The 17,621-nt window shown below is 70.3% G+C and carries 22 protein-coding genes; 20 read left to right on the top strand and 2 right to left on the bottom strand.

The window, feature by feature from the left end; translation table 11 throughout:
- Positions 1-121 precede the first annotated feature (121 nt).
- The 20 genes from prfA to BSB02_RS20630 all read left to right on the top strand — a co-directional run bounded on the left by prfA (position 122) and on the right by BSB02_RS20630 (position 15,570).
- Positions 122-1,174, top strand: coding sequence for a peptide chain release factor 1 (prfA, locus tag BSB02_RS20725; protein WP_084960833.1), 1,053 nt, complete (start codon positions 122-124; stop codon positions 1,172-1,174).
- Positions 1,171-2,031: a peptide chain release factor N(5)-glutamine methyltransferase gene (gene prmC / locus BSB02_RS20720; RefSeq protein WP_084960831.1), complete on the top strand. Its 861-nt coding sequence runs from the start codon at positions 1,171-1,173 to the stop codon at positions 2,029-2,031. Before prfA ends, prmC begins: the two co-directional genes overlap by 4 nt.
- A gap of 9 nt (positions 2,032-2,040) precedes the next feature.
- The gene (locus BSB02_RS20715) at positions 2,041-2,688 is read left to right on the top strand and encodes an L-threonylcarbamoyladenylate synthase (protein WP_084960829.1); all 648 of its coding nucleotides are present in this window, start codon (positions 2,041-2,043) and stop codon (positions 2,686-2,688) included.
- A gap of 59 nt (positions 2,689-2,747) precedes the next feature.
- Positions 2,748-3,728, top strand: coding sequence for a hypothetical protein (locus BSB02_RS20710; protein WP_084960827.1), 981 nt, complete (start codon positions 2,748-2,750; stop codon positions 3,726-3,728).
- Positions 3,729-4,106 carry a hypothetical protein gene (locus tag BSB02_RS20705; protein WP_084960825.1) on the top strand — a complete coding sequence of 126 codons (378 nt, stop codon included), beginning with the start codon at positions 3,729-3,731 and terminating at the stop codon, positions 4,104-4,106. It abuts the gene before it with no gap.
- A gap of 26 nt (positions 4,107-4,132) precedes the next feature.
- Entirely contained in the window at positions 4,133-5,389 is a 1,257-nt protein-coding gene (locus BSB02_RS20700; protein WP_084960823.1) for a serine hydroxymethyltransferase, read from the top strand.
- Positions 5,390-5,447: 58 nt separating this feature from the next.
- Positions 5,448-6,653 (top strand): glycosyltransferase family 4 protein, encoded by a 1,206-nt coding sequence (locus BSB02_RS20695; protein WP_084960822.1) that lies wholly within the window; start codon positions 5,448-5,450, stop codon positions 6,651-6,653.
- Positions 6,654-6,784: 131 nt separating this feature from the next.
- Complete coding sequence (locus tag BSB02_RS20690) at positions 6,785-7,192, top strand: Cg1360 family ATP-synthase-associated protein (protein WP_084960820.1); 408 nt, start codon at positions 6,785-6,787, stop codon at positions 7,190-7,192.
- Between the two features lie 66 nt (positions 7,193-7,258).
- Positions 7,259-7,474: an AtpZ/AtpI family protein gene (locus BSB02_RS20685; protein ID WP_084960818.1), complete on the top strand. Its 216-nt coding sequence runs from the start codon at positions 7,259-7,261 to the stop codon at positions 7,472-7,474.
- A 46-nt stretch (positions 7,475-7,520) separates the two neighbouring features.
- Positions 7,521-8,315 carry a F0F1 ATP synthase subunit A gene (gene atpB, locus BSB02_RS20680; protein ID WP_084960817.1) on the top strand — a complete coding sequence of 265 codons (795 nt, stop codon included), beginning with the start codon at positions 7,521-7,523 and terminating at the stop codon, positions 8,313-8,315.
- 69 nt (positions 8,316-8,384) lie between these two features.
- The gene (gene atpE / locus BSB02_RS20675; protein ID WP_084960815.1) at positions 8,385-8,621 is read left to right on the top strand and encodes an ATP synthase F0 subunit C; all 237 of its coding nucleotides are present in this window, start codon (positions 8,385-8,387) and stop codon (positions 8,619-8,621) included.
- 36 nt (positions 8,622-8,657) lie between these two features.
- On the top strand, positions 8,658-9,212 hold the full coding sequence (locus BSB02_RS20670) for a F0F1 ATP synthase subunit B (RefSeq protein ID WP_084960813.1): 555 nt from the start codon (positions 8,658-8,660) through the stop codon (positions 9,210-9,212).
- Positions 9,213-10,022, top strand: coding sequence for a F0F1 ATP synthase subunit delta (locus BSB02_RS20665; RefSeq protein ID WP_084960812.1), 810 nt, complete (start codon positions 9,213-9,215; stop codon positions 10,020-10,022).
- 24 nt (positions 10,023-10,046) lie between these two features.
- Positions 10,047-11,696, top strand: a complete 1,650-nt coding sequence (gene atpA, locus BSB02_RS20660; protein WP_084960811.1) for a F0F1 ATP synthase subunit alpha — start codon at positions 10,047-10,049, stop codon at positions 11,694-11,696.
- 3 nt (positions 11,697-11,699) lie between these two features.
- Positions 11,700-12,602 carry a F0F1 ATP synthase subunit gamma gene (locus BSB02_RS20655; protein ID WP_084960810.1) on the top strand — a complete coding sequence of 301 codons (903 nt, stop codon included), beginning with the start codon at positions 11,700-11,702 and terminating at the stop codon, positions 12,600-12,602.
- Between the two features lies 1 nt (position 12,603).
- Positions 12,604-14,052, top strand: a complete 1,449-nt coding sequence (gene atpD, locus BSB02_RS20650; protein WP_084960808.1) for a F0F1 ATP synthase subunit beta — start codon at positions 12,604-12,606, stop codon at positions 14,050-14,052.
- A gap of 17 nt (positions 14,053-14,069) precedes the next feature.
- Complete coding sequence (locus tag BSB02_RS20645; protein ID WP_084960806.1) at positions 14,070-14,471, top strand: F0F1 ATP synthase subunit epsilon; 402 nt, start codon at positions 14,070-14,072, stop codon at positions 14,469-14,471.
- A gap of 27 nt (positions 14,472-14,498) precedes the next feature.
- Complete coding sequence (locus BSB02_RS20640; RefSeq protein ID WP_084960804.1) at positions 14,499-14,876, top strand: DUF2550 family protein; 378 nt, start codon at positions 14,499-14,501, stop codon at positions 14,874-14,876.
- Between the two features lie 44 nt (positions 14,877-14,920).
- Entirely contained in the window at positions 14,921-15,157 is a 237-nt protein-coding gene (locus tag BSB02_RS20635; protein ID WP_084960801.1) for a hypothetical protein, read from the top strand.
- Positions 15,154-15,570: a type II toxin-antitoxin system VapC family toxin gene (locus tag BSB02_RS20630; RefSeq protein WP_084960799.1), complete on the top strand. Its 417-nt coding sequence runs from the start codon at positions 15,154-15,156 to the stop codon at positions 15,568-15,570. The genes BSB02_RS20635 and BSB02_RS20630 overlap by 4 nt, the downstream gene beginning before the upstream one ends.
- Here BSB02_RS20630 and BSB02_RS20625 read toward each other — a convergent pair.
- Together BSB02_RS20625 and BSB02_RS20620 are read right to left on the bottom strand one after the other, a co-directional pair.
- Positions 15,567-16,157 (bottom strand): cob(I)yrinic acid a,c-diamide adenosyltransferase, encoded by a 591-nt coding sequence (locus BSB02_RS20625; RefSeq protein WP_084960797.1) that lies wholly within the window; start codon positions 16,155-16,157, stop codon positions 15,567-15,569. The genes BSB02_RS20630 and BSB02_RS20625 overlap by 4 nt on opposite strands.
- A 35-nt stretch (positions 16,158-16,192) precedes the next feature.
- A complete protein-coding gene (locus BSB02_RS20620) occupies positions 16,193-17,617 on the bottom strand; it encodes a serine hydrolase domain-containing protein (RefSeq protein ID WP_084960795.1) in 1,425 nt (474 codons plus the stop codon).
- Positions 17,618-17,621: the final 4 nt, after the last annotated feature.

Here is a 17,621-nt window from a genome sequence, read left to right as displayed (position 1 = left end):
AGGGAGTGCCGTCGTCTGGACTGAGGAGTGGTGAGGACGCGAAGCGTCCTCGCCACGACGAGGGAAGACGGCGGCCCCAAGGCGACCGAACCCGCCGAGCGGAGCGAGGCAGGACAACACAGTGAACCTGGACGAGTTGCTCAAGGAGCACGCGGAGCTGGAGACGCAGCTCGCGGATCCCGCCGTGCACGCCGACCAGAACAGGGCGCGCACGCTGGGCAAGCGCTACGCCCAGCTGACGCCCGTCGTCGCCACCTACCGCGAGCTGGAGTCGGCCCGCAACGACCTGGCCACGGCCAGGGAGCTCGCGAGCGAGGACGAGAGCTTCGCCGAGGAGGCCGCCGAGCTGGAGCAGCGCGTCCCCAAGCTGGAGGAGCGGCTCAAGCACCTGCTCATCCCGCGCGATCCCAACGATGACAAGGACATCATCATGGAGATCAAGGCGGGCGAGGGCGGCGAGGAGTCGGCGCTGTTCGCCGGCGACCTGCTCAGGATGTATCTGCGCTTCGCCGAGCGGCAGGGCTGGAAGACCGAGATCATCGACGCGCAGCACTCCGACCTGGGCGGCTACAAGGACGTCACCGTCGCGATCAAGGCGAAGGGCGACGAGGGCGTGTGGAGCCGGCTGAAGTACGAGGGCGGGGTCCACCGCGTGCAGCGCGTGCCCGTCACCGAGTCGCAGGGCCGCATCCACACCAGCGCCGCCGGCGTGCTCGTCTACCCGGAGGCCGAGGAGGTCGACGTCCAGATCGACCCCAACGACCTGCGCATCGACGTCTACCGGTCCAGCGGCCCCGGCGGCCAGTCGGTCAACACCACCGACTCGGCGGTGCGCATCACGCACCTGCCCACGGGCGTGGTCGTCTCGTGCCAGAACGAGAAGAGCCAGCTGCAGAACAAGGAGTCGGCGATGCGCATCCTGCGCGCCCGGCTGCTGGCCATGGCGCAGGAGGAGGCGGAGGCCGCCGCGCAGGCCGAGCGCAAGTCGCAGGTGCGCACGGTCGACCGGAGCGAGCGGATCCGCACCTACAACTTCCCGGAGAACCGCATCTCCGACCACCGGGTCGGGTTCAAGGCCTACAACCTCGACCAGGTGCTCGACGGCGACCTGCACGCCGTCACCCAGGCCCTCATCGACGCCGAGATGGCGGAGAAGCTCGCCGCACACTCATGACATTCCTACTGGACGAGATCGCACACGCCACTGCCCGGCTCGCCGAGGCGGGAGTGCCCTCCCCGCGCACCGACGCGGAGGAGATCGCGGCCTTCGTCCACGGCGTCCGCAGGAGCGAGCTGCACACGGTCAAGGACTCCGACTTCGACGCCCGGTTCTGGGAGGGCGTCGCCCGGCGCGAGGCGCGCGAGCCGCTGCAGCACATCACGGGCAAGGCGTACTTCCGCTACCTGGAGCTGAACGTCGGCCCCGGGGTGTTCGTGCCGCGCCCGGAGACCGAGGTCATGACCGGGTGGGCGATCGAGCGGCTGCGCGAGATGGACGTGGCCGCCCCGGTCGTGGTCGACCTCGGCACGGGCTCGGGCGCCATCGCGCTGTCGATCGCCCAGGAGGTGGCGCTGGCCGAGGTGCACGCCGTGGAGGTGGACCCCGAGGCGTACTCCTGGGCCAAGCGCAACATCACCGAGCTGGGCCAGGGCCGCGTCCACCTGCACCCGGAGGACCTGGCCGACGCGCTGCCCGAGCTCAACGGCAAGGTCGACCTGGTGATCTCCAACCCGCCCTACATCCCGCCGGGCGCGGTGCCGCGCGATCCCGAGGTGCGCGACTACGACCCCAGGCGGGCCCTGTACGGCACGGGCGACGACGGCCTCGGCGAGGTCAGGGCGGTGGAGCGGACGGCGCGGCGGCTGCTCAGGCCGGGCGGCTGGGTGGCCGTCGAGCACGCCGACGACCAGGGCCAGGCCGTCTACCTGCTGTTCCCCGAGTCCAACGGCTGGCAGGACACCCGGCTGCGCCAGGACCTGACGCGCAGAGACCGCTTCGTCACGGCCAGGCTGGGCCAGGACCAGGACTAGGATTTCCGCGTGGCACAACGATTCGACTGCGCTGACCCCGACCAGCGAGCCGCCGGACTGATCGAGGCGGCGGCAGCCGTACGGCGTGGCGAGCTGGTCGTCCTGCCGACCGACACGGTCTACGGCATCGGCGCCGACGCCTTCACCCCGGCGGCGGTGACCGCGTTGCTGGAGGCCAAGGGACGCGGCCGTGACATGCCCTCGCCCGTGCTCGTGGGCACCGTGCGGGCCGCCACCGCGCTGGTGGAGGACCTGGGCCCCTACGGGCAGGACCTCATCGACGCCTTCTGGCCGGGCCCGCTGACGGTCGTGTGCAAGGCCAACCGGGCGCTGTCGTGGGACCTGGGCGACACCAAGGGCACGGTCGCGATCCGCATGCCGTTGCACCCGGTCGCGCTCGAGCTGCTCAAGGAGACCGGCCCGATGGCCGTCTCCAGCGCCAACCGCTCCGGCGCGCCCGCCGCGACGACGGCGCAGGAGGCCGAGGAGCAGCTGGGCGACTCGGTGGCGGTCTACCTCGACGGCGGTCCCTGCGCCGACAACGTCCCCTCCACGATCGTCGACCTGACCACGCCGATCCCGCGGCTGCTGAGGAAGGGCGCCATCCCGGTGGAGAAGCTGCGCGGCATCGTCGGCTACGTGGCCACCGACGCCTGAGGCATACCTTCTGCTTATCCCTCGGGGCCGCGGCCCCGCCCGGCCCCTACCGTGAGGGCGTGGCCAAGTTCGACGGGATGGATCCCAAGCTCGTCCGCGAGCTGCTGGCGGAGGTACGGCACGCGGCGACGCGGATGCGGCAGATCGAGGGGCGCGTCGCCCAGCTGACCGGGGCCGCCGGGGTGGCGGTCCGGACGACGCACCGCCCCTCCCAGGTGGCCGACGCCTGCGACGAGATGGTCCGCGACGTCACGGCCCGGCTGGCGCTGCTGGAGAAGCGGGAGGACGGCCGCGCCACGACGCCGCCCGCCTCCCGCGAGACCCCGCCTGCCGAGACGCCCGCCGACACGTCCGCCGAGACATCCGGCAAGGGCACCCCCAAGGACGAGGCGCCACGGGAGCAGGCTCCCAAGGACGGCGCTCCCAAGGACGGCATTCCGAAGGAGGAGGCGCCCAAGGGCGACCGGGAGGCCGAGGGCACCCCGGACGAGGGCGGGCGCGCGGTTCCCCGGGTGGTCGAGGTCGACGGGGTCAGGATGCTGCAGGTGCCGCTGGACTCGCCCGTCGCCCAGCAGGTCTCCGACCTCGTGGCGCGGGACCCCGAGTCCGTCGACCTGGACGTCCGCGTCGAGGACGGCGAGGTGGTGTCGGTCGAGGTCACCCCGCCCGCCGACGAGGAGGTGGCCCGGACGCTGCGCGACAGCCGCGAGGTCCCGCCCGCCGACATGCCCTCGGCCGAGGACCCCCGGGGCGGGCCGCAGGACGCCGAGCCGGACGGCCGGCCCGGCACGGTCACGGCGACCGCCGGAAATGTGGTGGTGCCGGACGGTGGCGTGGTGGTGTCGGTCGAGGTCACCCCGCCCAGCGACGCCTGGGTCGCCGAGATCCTCAAGAACAGCCGCGACGTGGAGCCGATGGACATGCCGTCGGTGGAGGTGCCCAAGGGGGAGTGGGGCAGTGGCGAGTGGGCGCCCAAGGACGTCAAGCCCGACGGTCCGCCCGGATCCGTCGAGCCCGGAGCACCTGGAGGAACCGCCTAGATGTACGCCGATCCCCCCGCGCCGCAGCCGCGCCAGCCCGGTGAGATGCCACCCAGCGCGGGCACCGCAGGGCCGCTGGACGGGCAGCCGACCGCATGGCGGTTCAACCCCGAGTACGAGCGCCTGGTGACCCTGTGGCAGAGCGTCCTGCCGCTGCTGGAGGAGCTCACGGGCGCGCTGGACAAGGCCTACCAGCTGGCCAGGAGCCCGCAGACGTGGGACGCGCCGGTCGGCTCGCGCTACGTCGAGGACCTCGGGGAGTGGCGCACGCGGCTGCGGCTGTACCGGCAGGCCGTGCTGACCTCCATCAGCGACGAGGCGGCCGACACCCCGCGCTGGGTGCCGGTCACGACGGGCGCGCCGCATGCCTTCTCGTAACCCGGACCTGGGCATACAGTCATGAAGTGCCCTTCTACGGCCCCGACTTCGCCCGGCTCCAGCGCCAGGACCCTGAGGTGGCCAGGATCCTGCTCGACGAGCTGGCGCGGGTGCGCGGCGGGTTGCAGCTCATCGCGAGCGAGAACTTCACCTCGCCCGCCGTGCTGGCCGCGCTCGGCTCCACGCTGACCAACAAGTACGCCGAGGGCTACCCCGGGCGGCGCTACCACGGCGGCTGCGAGGTCGTCGACCGGGCCGAGTACCTGGCGATCGAGCGGGCCAGGGCCCTGTTCGGCGCCGAGCACGCCAACGTCCAGCCGCACTCGGGCGCCAGCGCCAACCTGGCCGCCTATGCCGCGCTCCTCCAGCCGGGCGACACGATGCTGGCCATGGCCCTGGAGCACGGCGGGCACCTCACCCACGGCTCGAAGGTGAACTTCTCCGGCCGGTGGTTCGACGTGGTCGCCTACGGGGTGCGCCGCGACACCGAGCTCATCGACTACGACGAGGTCAGGGACCTGGCGCTGCGGCACCAGCCCAAGGTCGTCGTCTGCGGGGCGACCGCCTACCCGCGCCTGATCGACTTCGCGGTCCTGCGCGACATCGCCGACGAGGTGGGCGCCTGGCTGCTGGCCGACGTGGCGCACACCATCGGGCTCATGGCGGGAGGCGCGATCCCGTCGGCCGTGCCGTACGCGGACGTGGTGACCTTCACCACCCACAAGGCGCTGCGCGGGCCGCGCGGCGGCGCCATCCTGTGCACGGCGGAGCTGGCCAGGCGGATCGACCGGGCGGTGTTCCCCTTCGTCCAGGACGGGCCGCAGATGCACACGATCGCCGCCAAGGCCGTGGCCTTCGGCGAGGCGCTGCGCCCGGAGTTCGCCGCCTACGCGGCCGCCGTGGTGGCCAACTCGCGGGCGTTGTGCGAGGCGCTGGCCGCCGAAGGCATGCGTCCCGTCACCGGGGGTACGGACAACCATCTGGCGCTGTTCGACCTGCGCCCGCTCGGCGTGAGCGGCGCGGAGGCGGAGCACCGCTGCGCGGCGGCCGGCATCACGCTGAACCGGAACGTGATCCCCTACGATCCGGAGCCGCCGTCGGCCACGTCCGGGATCCGGGTGGGGACGCTGTGCGTCACCACGCAGGGCATGGGCCCGGAGGAGATGAAGGAGGTCGGATCGCTGGTGGCGCGGGTGGTGCGCGATCGGGAGAGCGCGGCTGCCGTACGGGCGCGGGTTTCCAGTATGGTAGCCATCCACCAGCCATATCCCAGCGATTTATAAGCCGAGTCTGTGCCGTTTTCCGGTCACAGCGAGCGGGAAGATCGAGGAAACTGGGTCCGTGCGCGAATACCTCTACATGGCGCTTGTCGCGGCGGTGGTGACCTACCTGCTGGTCCCACTGGTCCGCCGCTTCGCCATCCGCATCGGTGCCATGCCGGAGGTGCGAGACCGGGACGTGCACACCACCCCGACACCGCGCCTGGGCGGCCTGGCCATGTACGGCGGGCTGGTCGCGGGGCTGCTGGTGACCGGGCAGCTGGCGCACACCGGGGCCGCGCTGGCCGAGGGGAAGACCGCGCTGGCCCTGATCCTCGCCGGCGCGATCATCGCGTTCACCGGGTTCCTCGACGACTGGTGGGGCATGGACCCGTTCATCAAGATGGGCGGGCAGGTCGCGGCGGCGGGCGTGCTGGTGTACTTCAACCTGCGCCTGACCTACATCCCCCTGCCGCGCAACTGGGGCGAGTCGATGATCATCCTCGACCAGCTCTCCAGCGCGGTCCTGACGATCCTCGTCGTGGTCGTGGTGATCAACGCCGTGAACTTCGTCGACGGCCTCGACGGGCTGGCCGCGGGCATCGTCGCCATCGCGGCCATGGCGACCTGGGCCTACTCGATCCGCCTCGACCAGGTGCTGGAGGACAACCGCATCAACGTCACGGCGGCGATCACCGCCATCCTCATCGGCGTGTGCCTGGGCTTCCTGCCGCACAACTTCCACCCGGCGAAGATCTTCATGGGCGACACCGGCGCCATGCTGCTGGGCCTGGTGCTCGCCACGTCGCTGATCAGCGTGACGCCCGCGGCCGATCCGACGCTGATCCCCGACGACGTCAACAAGTTCGGCGCCCTGGTGCCGCTGCTGGTCCCCCTGTCGGTGCTGGTGCTGCCCCTGGTCGACCTCATCACCGCGGTCGTGCGGCGCACCTCCTATGGCAAGTCGCCCTTCGCGCCCGACCGCGGGCACCTGCACCACCTGCTGATGGACATCGGCCACTCCCACCGCCACACGGTCCTGATCATGTACGCCTGGACCTTCATCTTCGCCTTCGGCCTGGTGGGCATGTCGATGCTGGGCGTTCCGCTGCTGTTCTTCCCCGCCATGATCCTGCTGGCGCTCGGCGTGCTGGTGCTGATGGCGGCGCCGCGGTGGCGCAGCCGTGGGTCGCACGCCTCCGGCCGGCGACGGGTGCCCGACGATGACGACGGGCCGCCCACCGGCCCGATGCCGCCCATCACGGCGGAGTCCTCGGCGCTTCGCTGACCTCCCTCTGACCTCCCTAGAAAAGGCAGGTAAAAGCGGGCATCCCAGAGCTTGTGATATCTTTCACGAGCAGGGGTTCCCAAGCCCAATGGGAAGCAACCGCTCGCTTGACAACCTGTGCTGGAGACCACATGCAGCCCAATGACGTGCGCGTGCTGAAGATGGCGGCGCTGCCCACTCTCGCGGTGGGTGTCGTGGCCGCCGTCGTGGCCGCCGTCGTGGCGGGTGGCAAGGGCGCGCTCGGCGCGGCCCTCGCCGTACTGCTGGTGGGTGTCTTCTTCAGCATCAGCGTGGTGGCCGTCTCCTACGCCTCGCGAGTCTCGCCCCAGATCATGGCGATGGCCGCCGTCGGCAGCTACATCGTCAAGGTCGTCGTCCTGATGATCGTGCTGCGCGCGTTCGGCGACACCACGGCGTGGAACCCCAAGGCCTTCGCCTGGGCCGTGATCGTCTGCACGATCGTGTGGACCGCCGCCGAGGTGCGGGGATTCGTCAAGACGAAGATGCTCTACGTCGACCCCGACGGGAGCAGGCCATGAGCCGCGACGCAGTGACGGGGCTCGATATGACTAGCCCTTCGTCCGCCTGCTATCGTCGGGGCCGCGATGAGCGAACAGGAACGCCGACCGGAAGACGACGGTCGCGACTTCGCCGACGCCGCGTGGTCGGTCCCCAGCTATCTGCTCGCCGGGATGGCTATCTACGGCGGCATCGGGTGGTTGCTCGACCGTTGGCTGGGCACGTCCGCGTTCTTTCTCATAGGCATCGTCCTGGGCACCGTGCTGGCCGGCTACCTGTGCTATCGGAAGTTCGGCCGCTAGCCCAGGCCATCCTTGTGATCACCTACCACCTTGAAGGGAACGCCGCGTGACTGCGCTGACGCTCCTCGCCGCCGATCCGGACAAGTTCACGCCTCCGACCCCCCAGGAGCTGTTCGAGCTCGCGCCGATCGCAGGCATCGGCTGGCTGACCAAGCCCGTCCTGCTGGCGATCCTCAGCTCGATCATCGTGATCGCCTTCTGCTGGAGCGCCTTCTCCAAGCCCAAGCTCGTGCCGCGCGGCATCCAGAACGTCGCCGAGATCGGCTACACCTTCGTGCGTGACCAGGTCGCCCGGCCCTTCCTGGGCAAGGACGCCGACCGGTGGATGGGCCTGCTGCTGACGCTGTTCTTCCTCATCTGGGTCTGGAACCTGATGGGCGTGGTTCCGGTGCTGCAGTTCCCGGTGGCCTCGCACATCGCCTTCCCGGCCATCCTGGCGCTCACGATCTACGTCCTCAAGATCTACCTGGGCATCAAGCACCAGGGAGCGATCGGCTACTTCAAGAACATGATGTTCCCGCCCGGCGTGCCGAAGGCGATGTACATCCTGCTCTCGCCGCTCGAGTTCGCCTCGAACATGATCCTCGCGCCCTTCACCCACGCGGTGCGACTGTTCGCCAACATGTTCGCCGGCCACATGCTGCTGGCCTTCTTCAGCCTCGTGGGCTTCTGGTTCCTGTTCGAGCAGCTCACGCCGCTCGGCGCGCCGATCGGCGTGCTGGGTGTCGTCATGACCATCGTCTTCACCGCCCTGGAGCTGCTGATCCAGTTCCTGCAGGCGTTCCTGTTCGCCATGCTGGCCGCGATGTACATCGGCGGCGCGCTCCACCCGGAGCACTAAGAACCACCTGAACAAGTGTCCAGACCGGTGAGACGACCAACTCACCGGCCGTCCAGAAAAGGAAACACAATGAGCCTTCTCGCTCAGGTCTCCGGCAACGTCACCGCCATCGCCTACGGTCTTGCCGCGATCGGCCCCGGCATCGGCGTGGGCATCATCTTCGGTCAGGGTGTCCAGGCCATCGCCCGCAACCCCGAGGCCTACGGCCTGATCCGCCAGAACATGCTCCTGGGCTTCGTCCTCACCGAGGCCCTCGCCCTGATCGGTCTGGTCGCGCCGTTCATCCTCGCCGGCGTCGGCTCCTGATCCCTCATCGAAGAACCCTGACGAAAGGCTGCACCCATGATTAAGGCAGCTACGCTCCTCGCGGCACAGGAGGGCGAGTACAACCCGCTCCTGCCGCATGCCTACGAGCTCGTCATCGGGACCCTGGCCTTCGCCGTCGTCGCGTTCGTCCTGATCAAGGTCCTCACGCCGCGCATCCAGAAGACGCTGGCCGAGCGGACCGAGGCGATCGAGGGCGGCATCAGGCGTGCGGAGGAGGCCCAGGCCGAGGCTCAGGCGCTGCAGCAGCAGTACCGTGAGCAGCTCGCCGAGGCCCGTCAGGAGGCCGCCCGGCTGCGTGAGGAGGCCCGCGAGCAGGCGGCGCAGCTCAAGGCCGAGCTCCGCGAGGAGGCCCAGGCCGAGGCGCGCCGCATCATCGAGGCCGCCCACGCCCAGATCGAGGCCGACCGGCAGCAGGCCTTCGCCCAGCTGCGCACCGAGATCGGTCGCCTGTCGACCGAGCTGGCCGGCCGCATCGTCGGCGAGTCCCTCGAGGACGAGGCGCGGCAGCGCCGTACGATCGACCGCTTCCTCGACGAGCTGGAGGCCTCCAGCCAGCAGGCGGTGCGGTAGATGCGCGGTCTGAGCAGGAGCTCGCTGGCAGAGGTCGAGGAGCGCTTCAACGCGGCGGCCGGCAGCGCCGACCTCGGCACGCTCTCCGACGAGCTGTTCGCCATCGCGGATCTGCTCGACCGCGAGCACGGCCTGCGCCGGGCGCTGTCGGACGCCGCCCGGCCCGCCGAGCAGAAGGCGCAGGCGCTGCGCGTGCTGCTCGAGGGCAAGGTCGGCGAGGCCGCGCTGGCCACCGCCGAGGCGGCGGTCCGCGCCAAGTGGTCCAGGGCCGGCGACCTGCCCGACGTGCTGGAGCGGCTCGGGGTCGTGGCCGCGAGCGCGGAGGCGGAGAGCCAGGGCACGATCGACGACGTGGAGGACGAGCTCTTCCGCTTCGGCCGCATCGTCGCCGCCAACCCCGACCTGCGCCGCGTGCTGTCCGACCCGGACACGCCCGCCGACCGCAAGGAGCAGCTGCTGCGCTCGCTGCTGGAGGGCAAGGTGGCGCCGTCCACCCTGCGGCTCGTCACGCAGGTGGCGGTGCGTCCCAGAGGGCGTAGCCTGGAGGCAGGGCTGGAGGAGTTCGGACTGCTCGTCGCGGAGCAGCGTCAGCGCCTGGTGGCGGTGGTGCGCAGCGCCGTGGCTCTCACCGAGGAGCAGAAGGAGCGGCTGAGCGCGTGGTTGCGTGCCTCCTACGGCCGTGACGTACACCTGAACGTCGAGGTGGACCCGCGAGTGATCGGTGGATTCTCGGTCCGCATCGGCGACGACGAGATCAACTCTACCGTTGTGGCACGTATCGAAGAAGTCCGCCGCCGGTTGGCCGGCTAGGCGATTTAGGGAGACAGAGAAGAGATGGCGGAGCTGACGATCCGGCCGGACGAGATCCGGGACGCGCTTGAGCGCTTCGTCCAGGCGTACGAACCGGAAGGCGCCGCGCGCGAGGAGATCGGGACCGTCGTCGACTGTGGCGACGGCATCGCCCATGTCTCCGGCCTTCCCTCGACGATGGCGAACGAGCTGCTGGAGTTCGAGGACGGCACGCGCGGCCTGGCGCTGAACCTGGACGTCCGGGAGATCGGTGTCGTGATCCTGGGCGACTTCAGCAGGATCGAGGAGGGCCAGACGGTCCGCCGGACGGGCGAGGTCCTGTCCGTGCCGGTCGGCGACAACTTCCTCGGCCGCGTGGTCGACCCGCTGGGCAAGCCGCTCGACGGCAAGGGCGCCATCGAGGCCGAGGGCCTGCGTGCCCTGGAGCTTCAGGCTCCGTCGGTCGTCCAGCGGCAGCCGGTGAAGGAGCCGCTGCAGACCGGCATCAAGGCGATCGACGCCATGACGCCGATCGGCCGCGGCCAGCGCCAGCTGATCATCGGCGACCGCGGCACCGGCAAGACCGCGATCGCCGTGGACACGATCCTCAACCAGCGCGACAACTGGCTGTCGGGCGACCCGACCAGGCAGGTGCGCTGCATCTACGTCGCGATCGGCCAGAAGGGCTCGACGATCGCGCAGGTCAAGGGCCGCCTGGAGGAGGCGGGCGCGATGGAGTACACCACCATCGTCGCCGCGCCGGCCTCCGACCCGGCCGGTTACAAGTTCCTGGCGCCCTACACCGGCTCGGCCATCGGTCAGCACTGGATGTACCAGGGCAAGCACGTCCTGATCATCTTCGACGACCTGACCAAGCAGGCCGACGCCTACCGCGCGGTCTCGCTGCTGCTGCGCCGTCCCCCGGGCCGCGAGGCCTTCCCCGGCGACGTCTTCTACCTCCACTCCCGCCTGCTGGAGCGGTGCGCGAAGCTGTCGGACGACATGGGCGGTGGCTCCATGACCGGCCTGCCGGTCATCGAGACCAAGGGCAACGACGTGTCGGCCTTCATCCCGACCAACGTCATCTCCATCACCGACGGCCAGTGCTTCCTGGAGACCGACCTGTTCAACGCCGGTGTCCGCCCGGCCATCAACGTCGGTATCTCCGTCTCCCGAGTCGGCGGCTCGGCGCAGATCAAGGCGATGAAGAAGGTCGCCGGCAACCTCAAGCTGTCGCTGTCGCAGTACCGCGACCTGGAGGCCTTCGCCGCCTTCGCCTCCGACCTGGACGCGGCCTCCCGCGCCCAGCTGGAGCGTGGCCAGCGCCTGGTCGAGCTGCTCAAGCAGCCGCAGTACACCCCCTACCCGGTCGAGAAGCAGGTCGTCTCGGTGTGGGCCGGCACCACCGGCGAGCTCGACGACGTCCCGGTCGAGGACGTCCGCCGCTTCGAGGCCGAGTTCCTCGACTACCTCGCCAGCAACAACAAGGGCATCCTCGACGGCATCCGCGAGACCAAGGAGCTGCCGGACGACACGGTGACCGCCCTCAAGGACGCCATCACGGAGTTCAAGAAGGGCTTCACCACCTCCTCCGGCGAGCTGCTGATCCAGGACGAGCCCGTCGCGCCGCTGGGCGCCGACGAGGTCGGCCAGGAGAAGATCAAGAAGGTCGTCCGCCCGGCGGAGAAGAAGTAGGCCATGGGAGCCCAGCTCAGGCTGCTGCGGCGGCGGATCAACTCGGTCAAATCGACCGCGAAGATCACGCGCGCCCAGGAGCTCATCGCCTCTTCGCGGATCGTGCGGGCGCAGCAGCGGATGCAGGCGGCGCTGCCGTACGAGCGCGAGATCACTCGCGCCGTCACCGGCGTCGTCAGCAACACGGTGAGCGTCGACCACCCGCTGACCGTGGCGAAGGAGAACCCCGCCAGGGCGGGCGTGCTCATCGTCACCAGCGACAGCGGCTTCTGCGGCGGCTTCAACGCCAACGTGCTGCGCGAGGCCGAGGCCCTGCGCGGGCTGCTGGAGGGCCGCGGCCTGGATGTCACGCCGTTCGTCACCGGCCGCAAGGGTGTCACCTGGCACACCTTCCGCGGCCGGGACATGGGCGGCCAGTGGACCGGCTTCTCGCGCAAGCCCGCGTACGCCGACGCCAAGGAGATCGCCGACACGCTGATCGGGTCCTTCAAGGACGAGAACGGCATCGACGAGATCCACATCGTCTCCACCGAGTTCGTGTCCATGCTGACGCAGAACGTCGTGGTCAAGCGGATCCTCCCGCTGGAGATCGAGGAGACCGAGGCCACCGACACCAGCACCATCCCGCCGTACTTCGAGTTCGAGCCGAACGCGGACGAGGTGCTGGAGTCGCTGCTGCCGCGCTACGTGGAGTCCCGCATCTTCACCGCGCTGCTGCAGTCGGCCGCCTCGGAGGAGGCAGCGCGCCGCCGCGCGATGAAGTCCGCGACCGACAACGCCAACGAGCTGATCCGGGTCCTGACCCAGGACATGAACCAGGCTCGCCAGGCCGAGATCACCCAGGAAATCAGCGAGATCGTCGGTGGCGCCAACGCGCTGGCTGACGCCGCAGCGGGGAAAGAGTGAAATGACTGCAGAGGCTGTTGAGACTGTAGAGACCCCGGCGGCCGGGGGCACAGGCCGCGTGGCGCGCGTCATCGGCGCCGTCGTCGACGTGGAGTTCCCCGTCGAGGCGATGCCCGACATCTACAACGCGCTCAAGGTCGAGGTCGCCCTCGGCGGCGAGACCAAGACCCTGACCCTCGAGGTCGCCCAGCACCTGGGCGACAACCTCGTCCGCGCCATCTCCATGCAGCCGACCGACGGCCTGGTGCGCGGCGCCGAGGTGACCGACACCGGCGCCCCGATCTCCGTACCGGTCGGCGACGTGGTCAAGGGCCACGTCTGGAACGCGCTGGGCGAGACGCTCGACGTCAAGACCGCGTCGCTCCAGATCACCGAGCGGTGGCCCATCCACCGCCCGGCGCCCGCCTTCGACCAGCTGGAGCCGCGCACCGAGATCCTCGTCACCGGCATCAAGGTCATCGACCTGCTCACGCCGTACGTGCGTGGCGGCAAGATCGGCCTGTTCGGCGGCGCGGGCGTCGGCAAGACGGTTCTGATCCAGGAGATGATCCGCCGCGTCGCCCGCCAGCACAAGGGCACCTCGGTGTTCGCGGGCGTCGGCGAGCGCACCCGTGAGGGCAACGACCTGTGGCTGGAGATGGCCGAGGCCGACGTCCTCAAGGACACCGCGCTGGTGTTCGGCCAGATGGACGAGCCGCCGGGCACCCGTCTGCGCGTCGCCCTGTCCGCGCTGACGATGGCGGAGTACTTCCGCGACGTGCAGAAGCAGGACGTGCTGCTGTTCATCGACAACATCTTCCGCTTCACCCAGGCTGGTTCCGAGGTCTCCACGCTGCTGGGCCGCATGCCCTCCGCCGTGGGTTACCAGCCCACGCTGGCCGACGAGATGGGTGTGCTCCAGGAGCGCATCACCTCGACCCGTGGTCACTCGATCACCTCCATGCAGGCGATCTACGTGCCCGCGGACGACATCACCGACCCGGCGCCGCACAACGCCTTCGCGCACCTCGACGCGACGACCGTGCTCTCGCGGCCGATCTCGGAGAAGGGCATCTACCCGGCGGTGGACCCGCTCGACTCCACCTCGCGCATCCTCGACCCGCAGATCGTGGGCGAGGAGCACTACGCCGTGGCCCAGGAGACGAAGCGGATCCTGCAGCGCTACCGCGAGCTGCAGGACATCATCGCCATCCTCGGCATCGACGAGCTGTCGGAGGAGGACAAGGTCACCGTCAACCGCGCCCGGCGCATCGAGCGGTTCCTGTCCCACCCGATGTACGCCGCCGAGGCGTTCACCGGCCAGCCGGGCGAGTTCGTCCCGCTGGAGGAGACCATCGCCTCCTTCAAGGGTCTGTGCGAGGGCAAGTACGACCACCTGCCCGAGCAGGCGTTCTTCATGGTCGGCGGCATCGAGCAGGCCGAGGCCAAGGCCAGGGAACTCGCCCGCTAACCGGAAGGGAAACCTACGTGGCCAAGCTACGAGTAGGTGTCGTCTCACCAGAGCGTGAGATCTGGTCGGGCGAGGCCGACATGGTGATCGCCAAGACCGTGGAGGGCGAGATCGGCATCCTCCCGCGGCACGCGCCCGTGCTCGGCGTCCTAGTCGAGGGCGGCGTGCTGCGCGTGAAGCGGGAGGGCGAGGACGACCTCGTCGCCGCGGTGCACGGCGGCTTCATCTCCGTCGCCGACAACGAGGTGTCCGTGCTGGCCGAGGTGGCCGAGCTCGGCTCCGAGGTGGACGTGGCGGCCGCGCGCGACGCGCTCGCGCGCGCCCAGGCCTCCATCGAGGCCAACCAGGAGGACGCCGACGCGGCGATCCAGGCCAAGCGCGCCAGGGCCCGCCTGCGGGCGGCCGGCGAAGAGGTATGACCTGACGGCTCACGCGAAAGGGCGGCGATGGGGGCGGCACTGACGATCCTGTCCATTTGTCTGGTGCTCCTGCTGCTCGTCGCCCTCCGCCGTTTCCTGATCTCCCGTGCCTCCGTGCCGTGTCGCCTCAGCGCCGGCACGCGGGGCTGGCGCAGCGGGGTGGCCCGATACTCCGCCGGCGAGCTCCACTGGATCCCCCTGTGGGGGGTACGGCTCAGGCCGCGTCACGCGATCGCGAGGCGCGGCCTGACTGTTTCCGCCCGCCGCCGCATCGAGGGCGGCCTGTGGGCGGTGGACTGCGGCGAGGTGTCGCTGGCGATGAGCGAGGACGCGATGACGGGCTTCCTGGCGTGGCTGGAGTCGGCCCCGCCGTCCTCGCACCTGGACCCCTCCCCGCATCGCTGAATCGCCGGACGTGCATGCAGTGCGCATGTTAGCGTTGAGGTGTGATGGCTGAGACTTTCCAGATCAGGAACGTGCCTCCGGAGCTGCACGCGGCCGTGGCCAAGCGCGCGCGCGAAGAAGGGCTGACGATCTCGGAGTACCTGTTGCGCCGTATCGCGCAAATTGAGGGGAAGCCACCCATCGGCGAGGTACTCAGAGCGGCTCAGGAGAGAATGCGAGGGAAGAAGCGTCCTCGGCCCGGGCTCGCCGCCGAGCTGATCAGGGAGGACCGGGACCGGTGAGCTCGCTGGTCGTGGATGCCTCGGCGGTGGTTGACGCACTGACGGGGGAAGCGGATGACGTCCGAGAGCTGAATCTGCTGCTGAGCAGCGTGCCGTGGATCAGCGCGCCGTTTCTCATCGACTACGAACTGCATGCAGTGCTCCGGAAGATGGCGCTACGCGGGTCGCTGGAGGCGGAGAGCGTAGCGGATGTCTTGGAGCTCTATCGCAGCCTCAGGCTGAGTCATCATGCGGTGACGCCGGAGATGTCGCGCCGCATCTGGGACCTTCGCCATTCGCTGTCGGCCTACGATGCGGCCTACGTAGCGCTCGCGGAGGTGTTGGACGTGCCGCTGGTGACGCACGATCTCCGCCTGGCCAAGGCCGCCCAGGCGCTCGGCACGGTAGAGGTCGAGACCCCCGACCTGAACTAACGGGTGCCGCCGGGCTTCCAGAGGACCTCGGTGCCGTCGTGCGCCACCCGGCACAGGATGAACAGCAGGTCCGACAGGCGGTTCAGGTACTTCGCGGTGAGCGGGTTGACGTCGTCGTGGGCCTGCAGGGCCGCCCACGTCGTGCGCTCGGCTCGCCGTACGGTGACCCGCGCGACGTGCAGCTGGGCGGTGGCGGGGTCGCCGCCGGGCAGGATGAAGCTGCGCAGGGGCTTGAGCCGGGCGTTGAAGCGGTCGCACTGGGACTCCAGCCATTCGATGGAGGACGGCTCGACGCGCAGCGGCGGGAACTCCGGGTCCGGGCGGACGGGCGTGGCCAGGTCCGCGCCGAGGTCGAACAGCTCGTTCTGCACGCGGCCCAGCACCTGGGCGATCTCCGGCGCCAGCGTCCCGAAGGACAACGCCAGCCCGATGTGCGCGTTGGCCTCCTCCACGTCGGCGTAGGCCGCCAGCCGGGGATCGGTCTTCGCCGTCCGGCTCATGTCACCCAGGGCCGTGGTGCCGTCGTCGCCCGTCCTGGTGTAGATCTTGGACAGGACGACGGGATTGTCCTTGTCGGCTCGCGTCATGCCCCCACTCTAGAGTCACGAGATCGCCCCGGCCCCTACAGGGCCAGCCACGCGATGCCCAGCAGGATGGGAATCGCGATCCGCACCCACGGCCATGGCCCCGCCGGCGCGAAGGACAGGCCCCGCCAGCGCAGGACCCCGCCGGCGAGCAGGCCCGCGCCCAGCGCCCACGCCACCGGCGGAAGGATCGACCACGGGCCGACCGCCCATGCCAGGAGCAGCGAGAACAGTCCCCACAGCACCTTGGACGCGGCGGCCGTCAGCTCGTGCGGCCGGCGCCCGAACCACGCCTCCAGTCCTGGGCTGAACGTCAGCACGAGCGTGACGAGCAGCATGAGGATAGGCAGGGAGTCCTCCCGGTCCGACGGGTCGGCGCCCAGCAGCCGCAGGGCCAGCGCGTCGACGCTCGCGTCGGTGTTGCCGAGGACGACCACGCCGCGCCCCGCCGCGCGGTCGAAGCCGGCGAAGCCGCTGAAGCCGCCGGTCCCGCCGTTGTGCCAGGTGACCTGCCTGCCGCCGAAGTCGGTGGTGAACCACCCGTAGCCGACGCGCTGCTTGGGAGTGTCGGCGAAGCGGGGCTCGGCGGCTTCCGCGCCGGGCGCGGAGCCGTCCATCACGGCCTTGACGAGGACCGCGAGATCGCGTGCGGTGGACCAGACGCCGACCCCGGCCGGGTTGTATCCGTGGCCGCGCCAGGGATCCATCGGCATGCCGTTGGCCTTGGACCCGTGGGCGCGACCGGCGGGCAGCGGGTCGCCGGGGCCGAGGACGGCGGTGGCCGACATGCCGAGGGGCTGGAGGATCCGCGTCCGTAACAGCTCGCCGTACGGCACGCCCTGCGATTCGGCGAGCGCCAGCCCGAGCACGGCCATGCCGATGTTGGAGTAGGAGACCTGGCCCCGCTCCGAGGCCGAGGCGCTCGCCGCGTCGGCCAGCAGCTCCCGGGGGCCGGTTCCCCGGTAGGGGTCCAGGCCGGTGAGGTTGAACAGGTAGCTCAGCGCCAGCAGCTTGGGCGTCGTCGGCACGCGCGGCAGCCCGGCGCGGTGGGAGGCCAGCTCGGCGAGCGTGGCGTCGGCGACCTCGCGGTGTTCGAACCGGACCGCGGGCAGCAGCTCGCTGATCTTGGTGCCGGCCGGCACCTTCAGCTCGGCCAGCAGCATGCCGGTCATGGCCTTGGTGATGGAGCCGATCTCGAAGGCCGTGGTCGCCGACACGGGCGAGGAGGCCGGCCCGCCGGTGACGCCGACGCCTGCCAGCCGGATCCGCCCGTTCTCGATCAGGGCCACCGCGAGCCCGCGGTGGGCGCCGCCGTCGGCGGCCTGCCGTACGGCCCGGGCCAGCGCGGCGTCGCCGGTGGTCTCGGGCCCGAGCGACGGGGGCCGGGGGGACAGCAGGAAGGCGACGGCGCTCACCGCGACGACGGCGGCCAGAAGCCGCCACTTCGTTGAAGTTTGTGTCATGTCT

Source organism: Thermoactinospora rubra, from assembly GCF_002093975.1.
GTDB lineage: Bacteria > Actinomycetota > Actinomycetes > Streptosporangiales > Streptosporangiaceae > Nonomuraea > Nonomuraea rubra_A.
The sequence above is the reverse complement of the archived record's forward strand: the minus strand, read 5'-3'. Positions and strand labels throughout refer to the sequence as shown.

Bases quoted from the DNA above. Each gene is read 5' to 3' on its own strand.
- prmC (WP_084960831.1), top strand. From the start codon at position 1,171: ATGACATTCCTACTGGACGAGATCGCACACGCCACTGCCCGGCTCGCC.
- BSB02_RS20705 (WP_084960825.1), top strand. From the start codon at position 3,729: ATGTACGCCGATCCCCCCGCGCCGCAGCCGCGCCAGCCCGGTGAGATG.
- BSB02_RS20690 (WP_084960820.1), top strand. From the start codon at position 6,785: ATGCAGCCCAATGACGTGCGCGTGCTGAAGATGGCGGCGCTGCCCACT.
- BSB02_RS20685 (WP_084960818.1), top strand. From the start codon at position 7,259: ATGAGCGAACAGGAACGCCGACCGGAAGACGACGGTCGCGACTTCGCC.
- atpE (WP_084960815.1), top strand. From the start codon at position 8,385: ATGAGCCTTCTCGCTCAGGTCTCCGGCAACGTCACCGCCATCGCCTAC.
- BSB02_RS20670 (WP_084960813.1), top strand. From the start codon at position 8,658: ATGATTAAGGCAGCTACGCTCCTCGCGGCACAGGAGGGCGAGTACAAC.
- BSB02_RS20665 (WP_084960812.1), top strand. From the start codon at position 9,213: ATGCGCGGTCTGAGCAGGAGCTCGCTGGCAGAGGTCGAGGAGCGCTTC.
- atpA (WP_084960811.1), top strand. From the start codon at position 10,047: ATGGCGGAGCTGACGATCCGGCCGGACGAGATCCGGGACGCGCTTGAG.
- BSB02_RS20655 (WP_084960810.1), top strand. From the start codon at position 11,700: ATGGGAGCCCAGCTCAGGCTGCTGCGGCGGCGGATCAACTCGGTCAAA.
- atpD (WP_084960808.1), top strand. From the start codon at position 12,604: ATGACTGCAGAGGCTGTTGAGACTGTAGAGACCCCGGCGGCCGGGGGC.
- BSB02_RS20640 (WP_084960804.1), top strand. From the start codon at position 14,499: ATGGGGGCGGCACTGACGATCCTGTCCATTTGTCTGGTGCTCCTGCTG.
- BSB02_RS20635 (WP_084960801.1), top strand. From the start codon at position 14,921: ATGGCTGAGACTTTCCAGATCAGGAACGTGCCTCCGGAGCTGCACGCG.
- BSB02_RS20625 (WP_084960797.1), bottom strand. From the start codon at position 16,157: ATGACGCGAGCCGACAAGGACAATCCCGTCGTCCTGTCCAAGATCTAC.
- BSB02_RS20620 (WP_084960795.1), bottom strand. From the start codon at position 17,617: ATGACACAAACTTCAACGAAGTGGCGGCTTCTGGCCGCCGTCGTCGCG.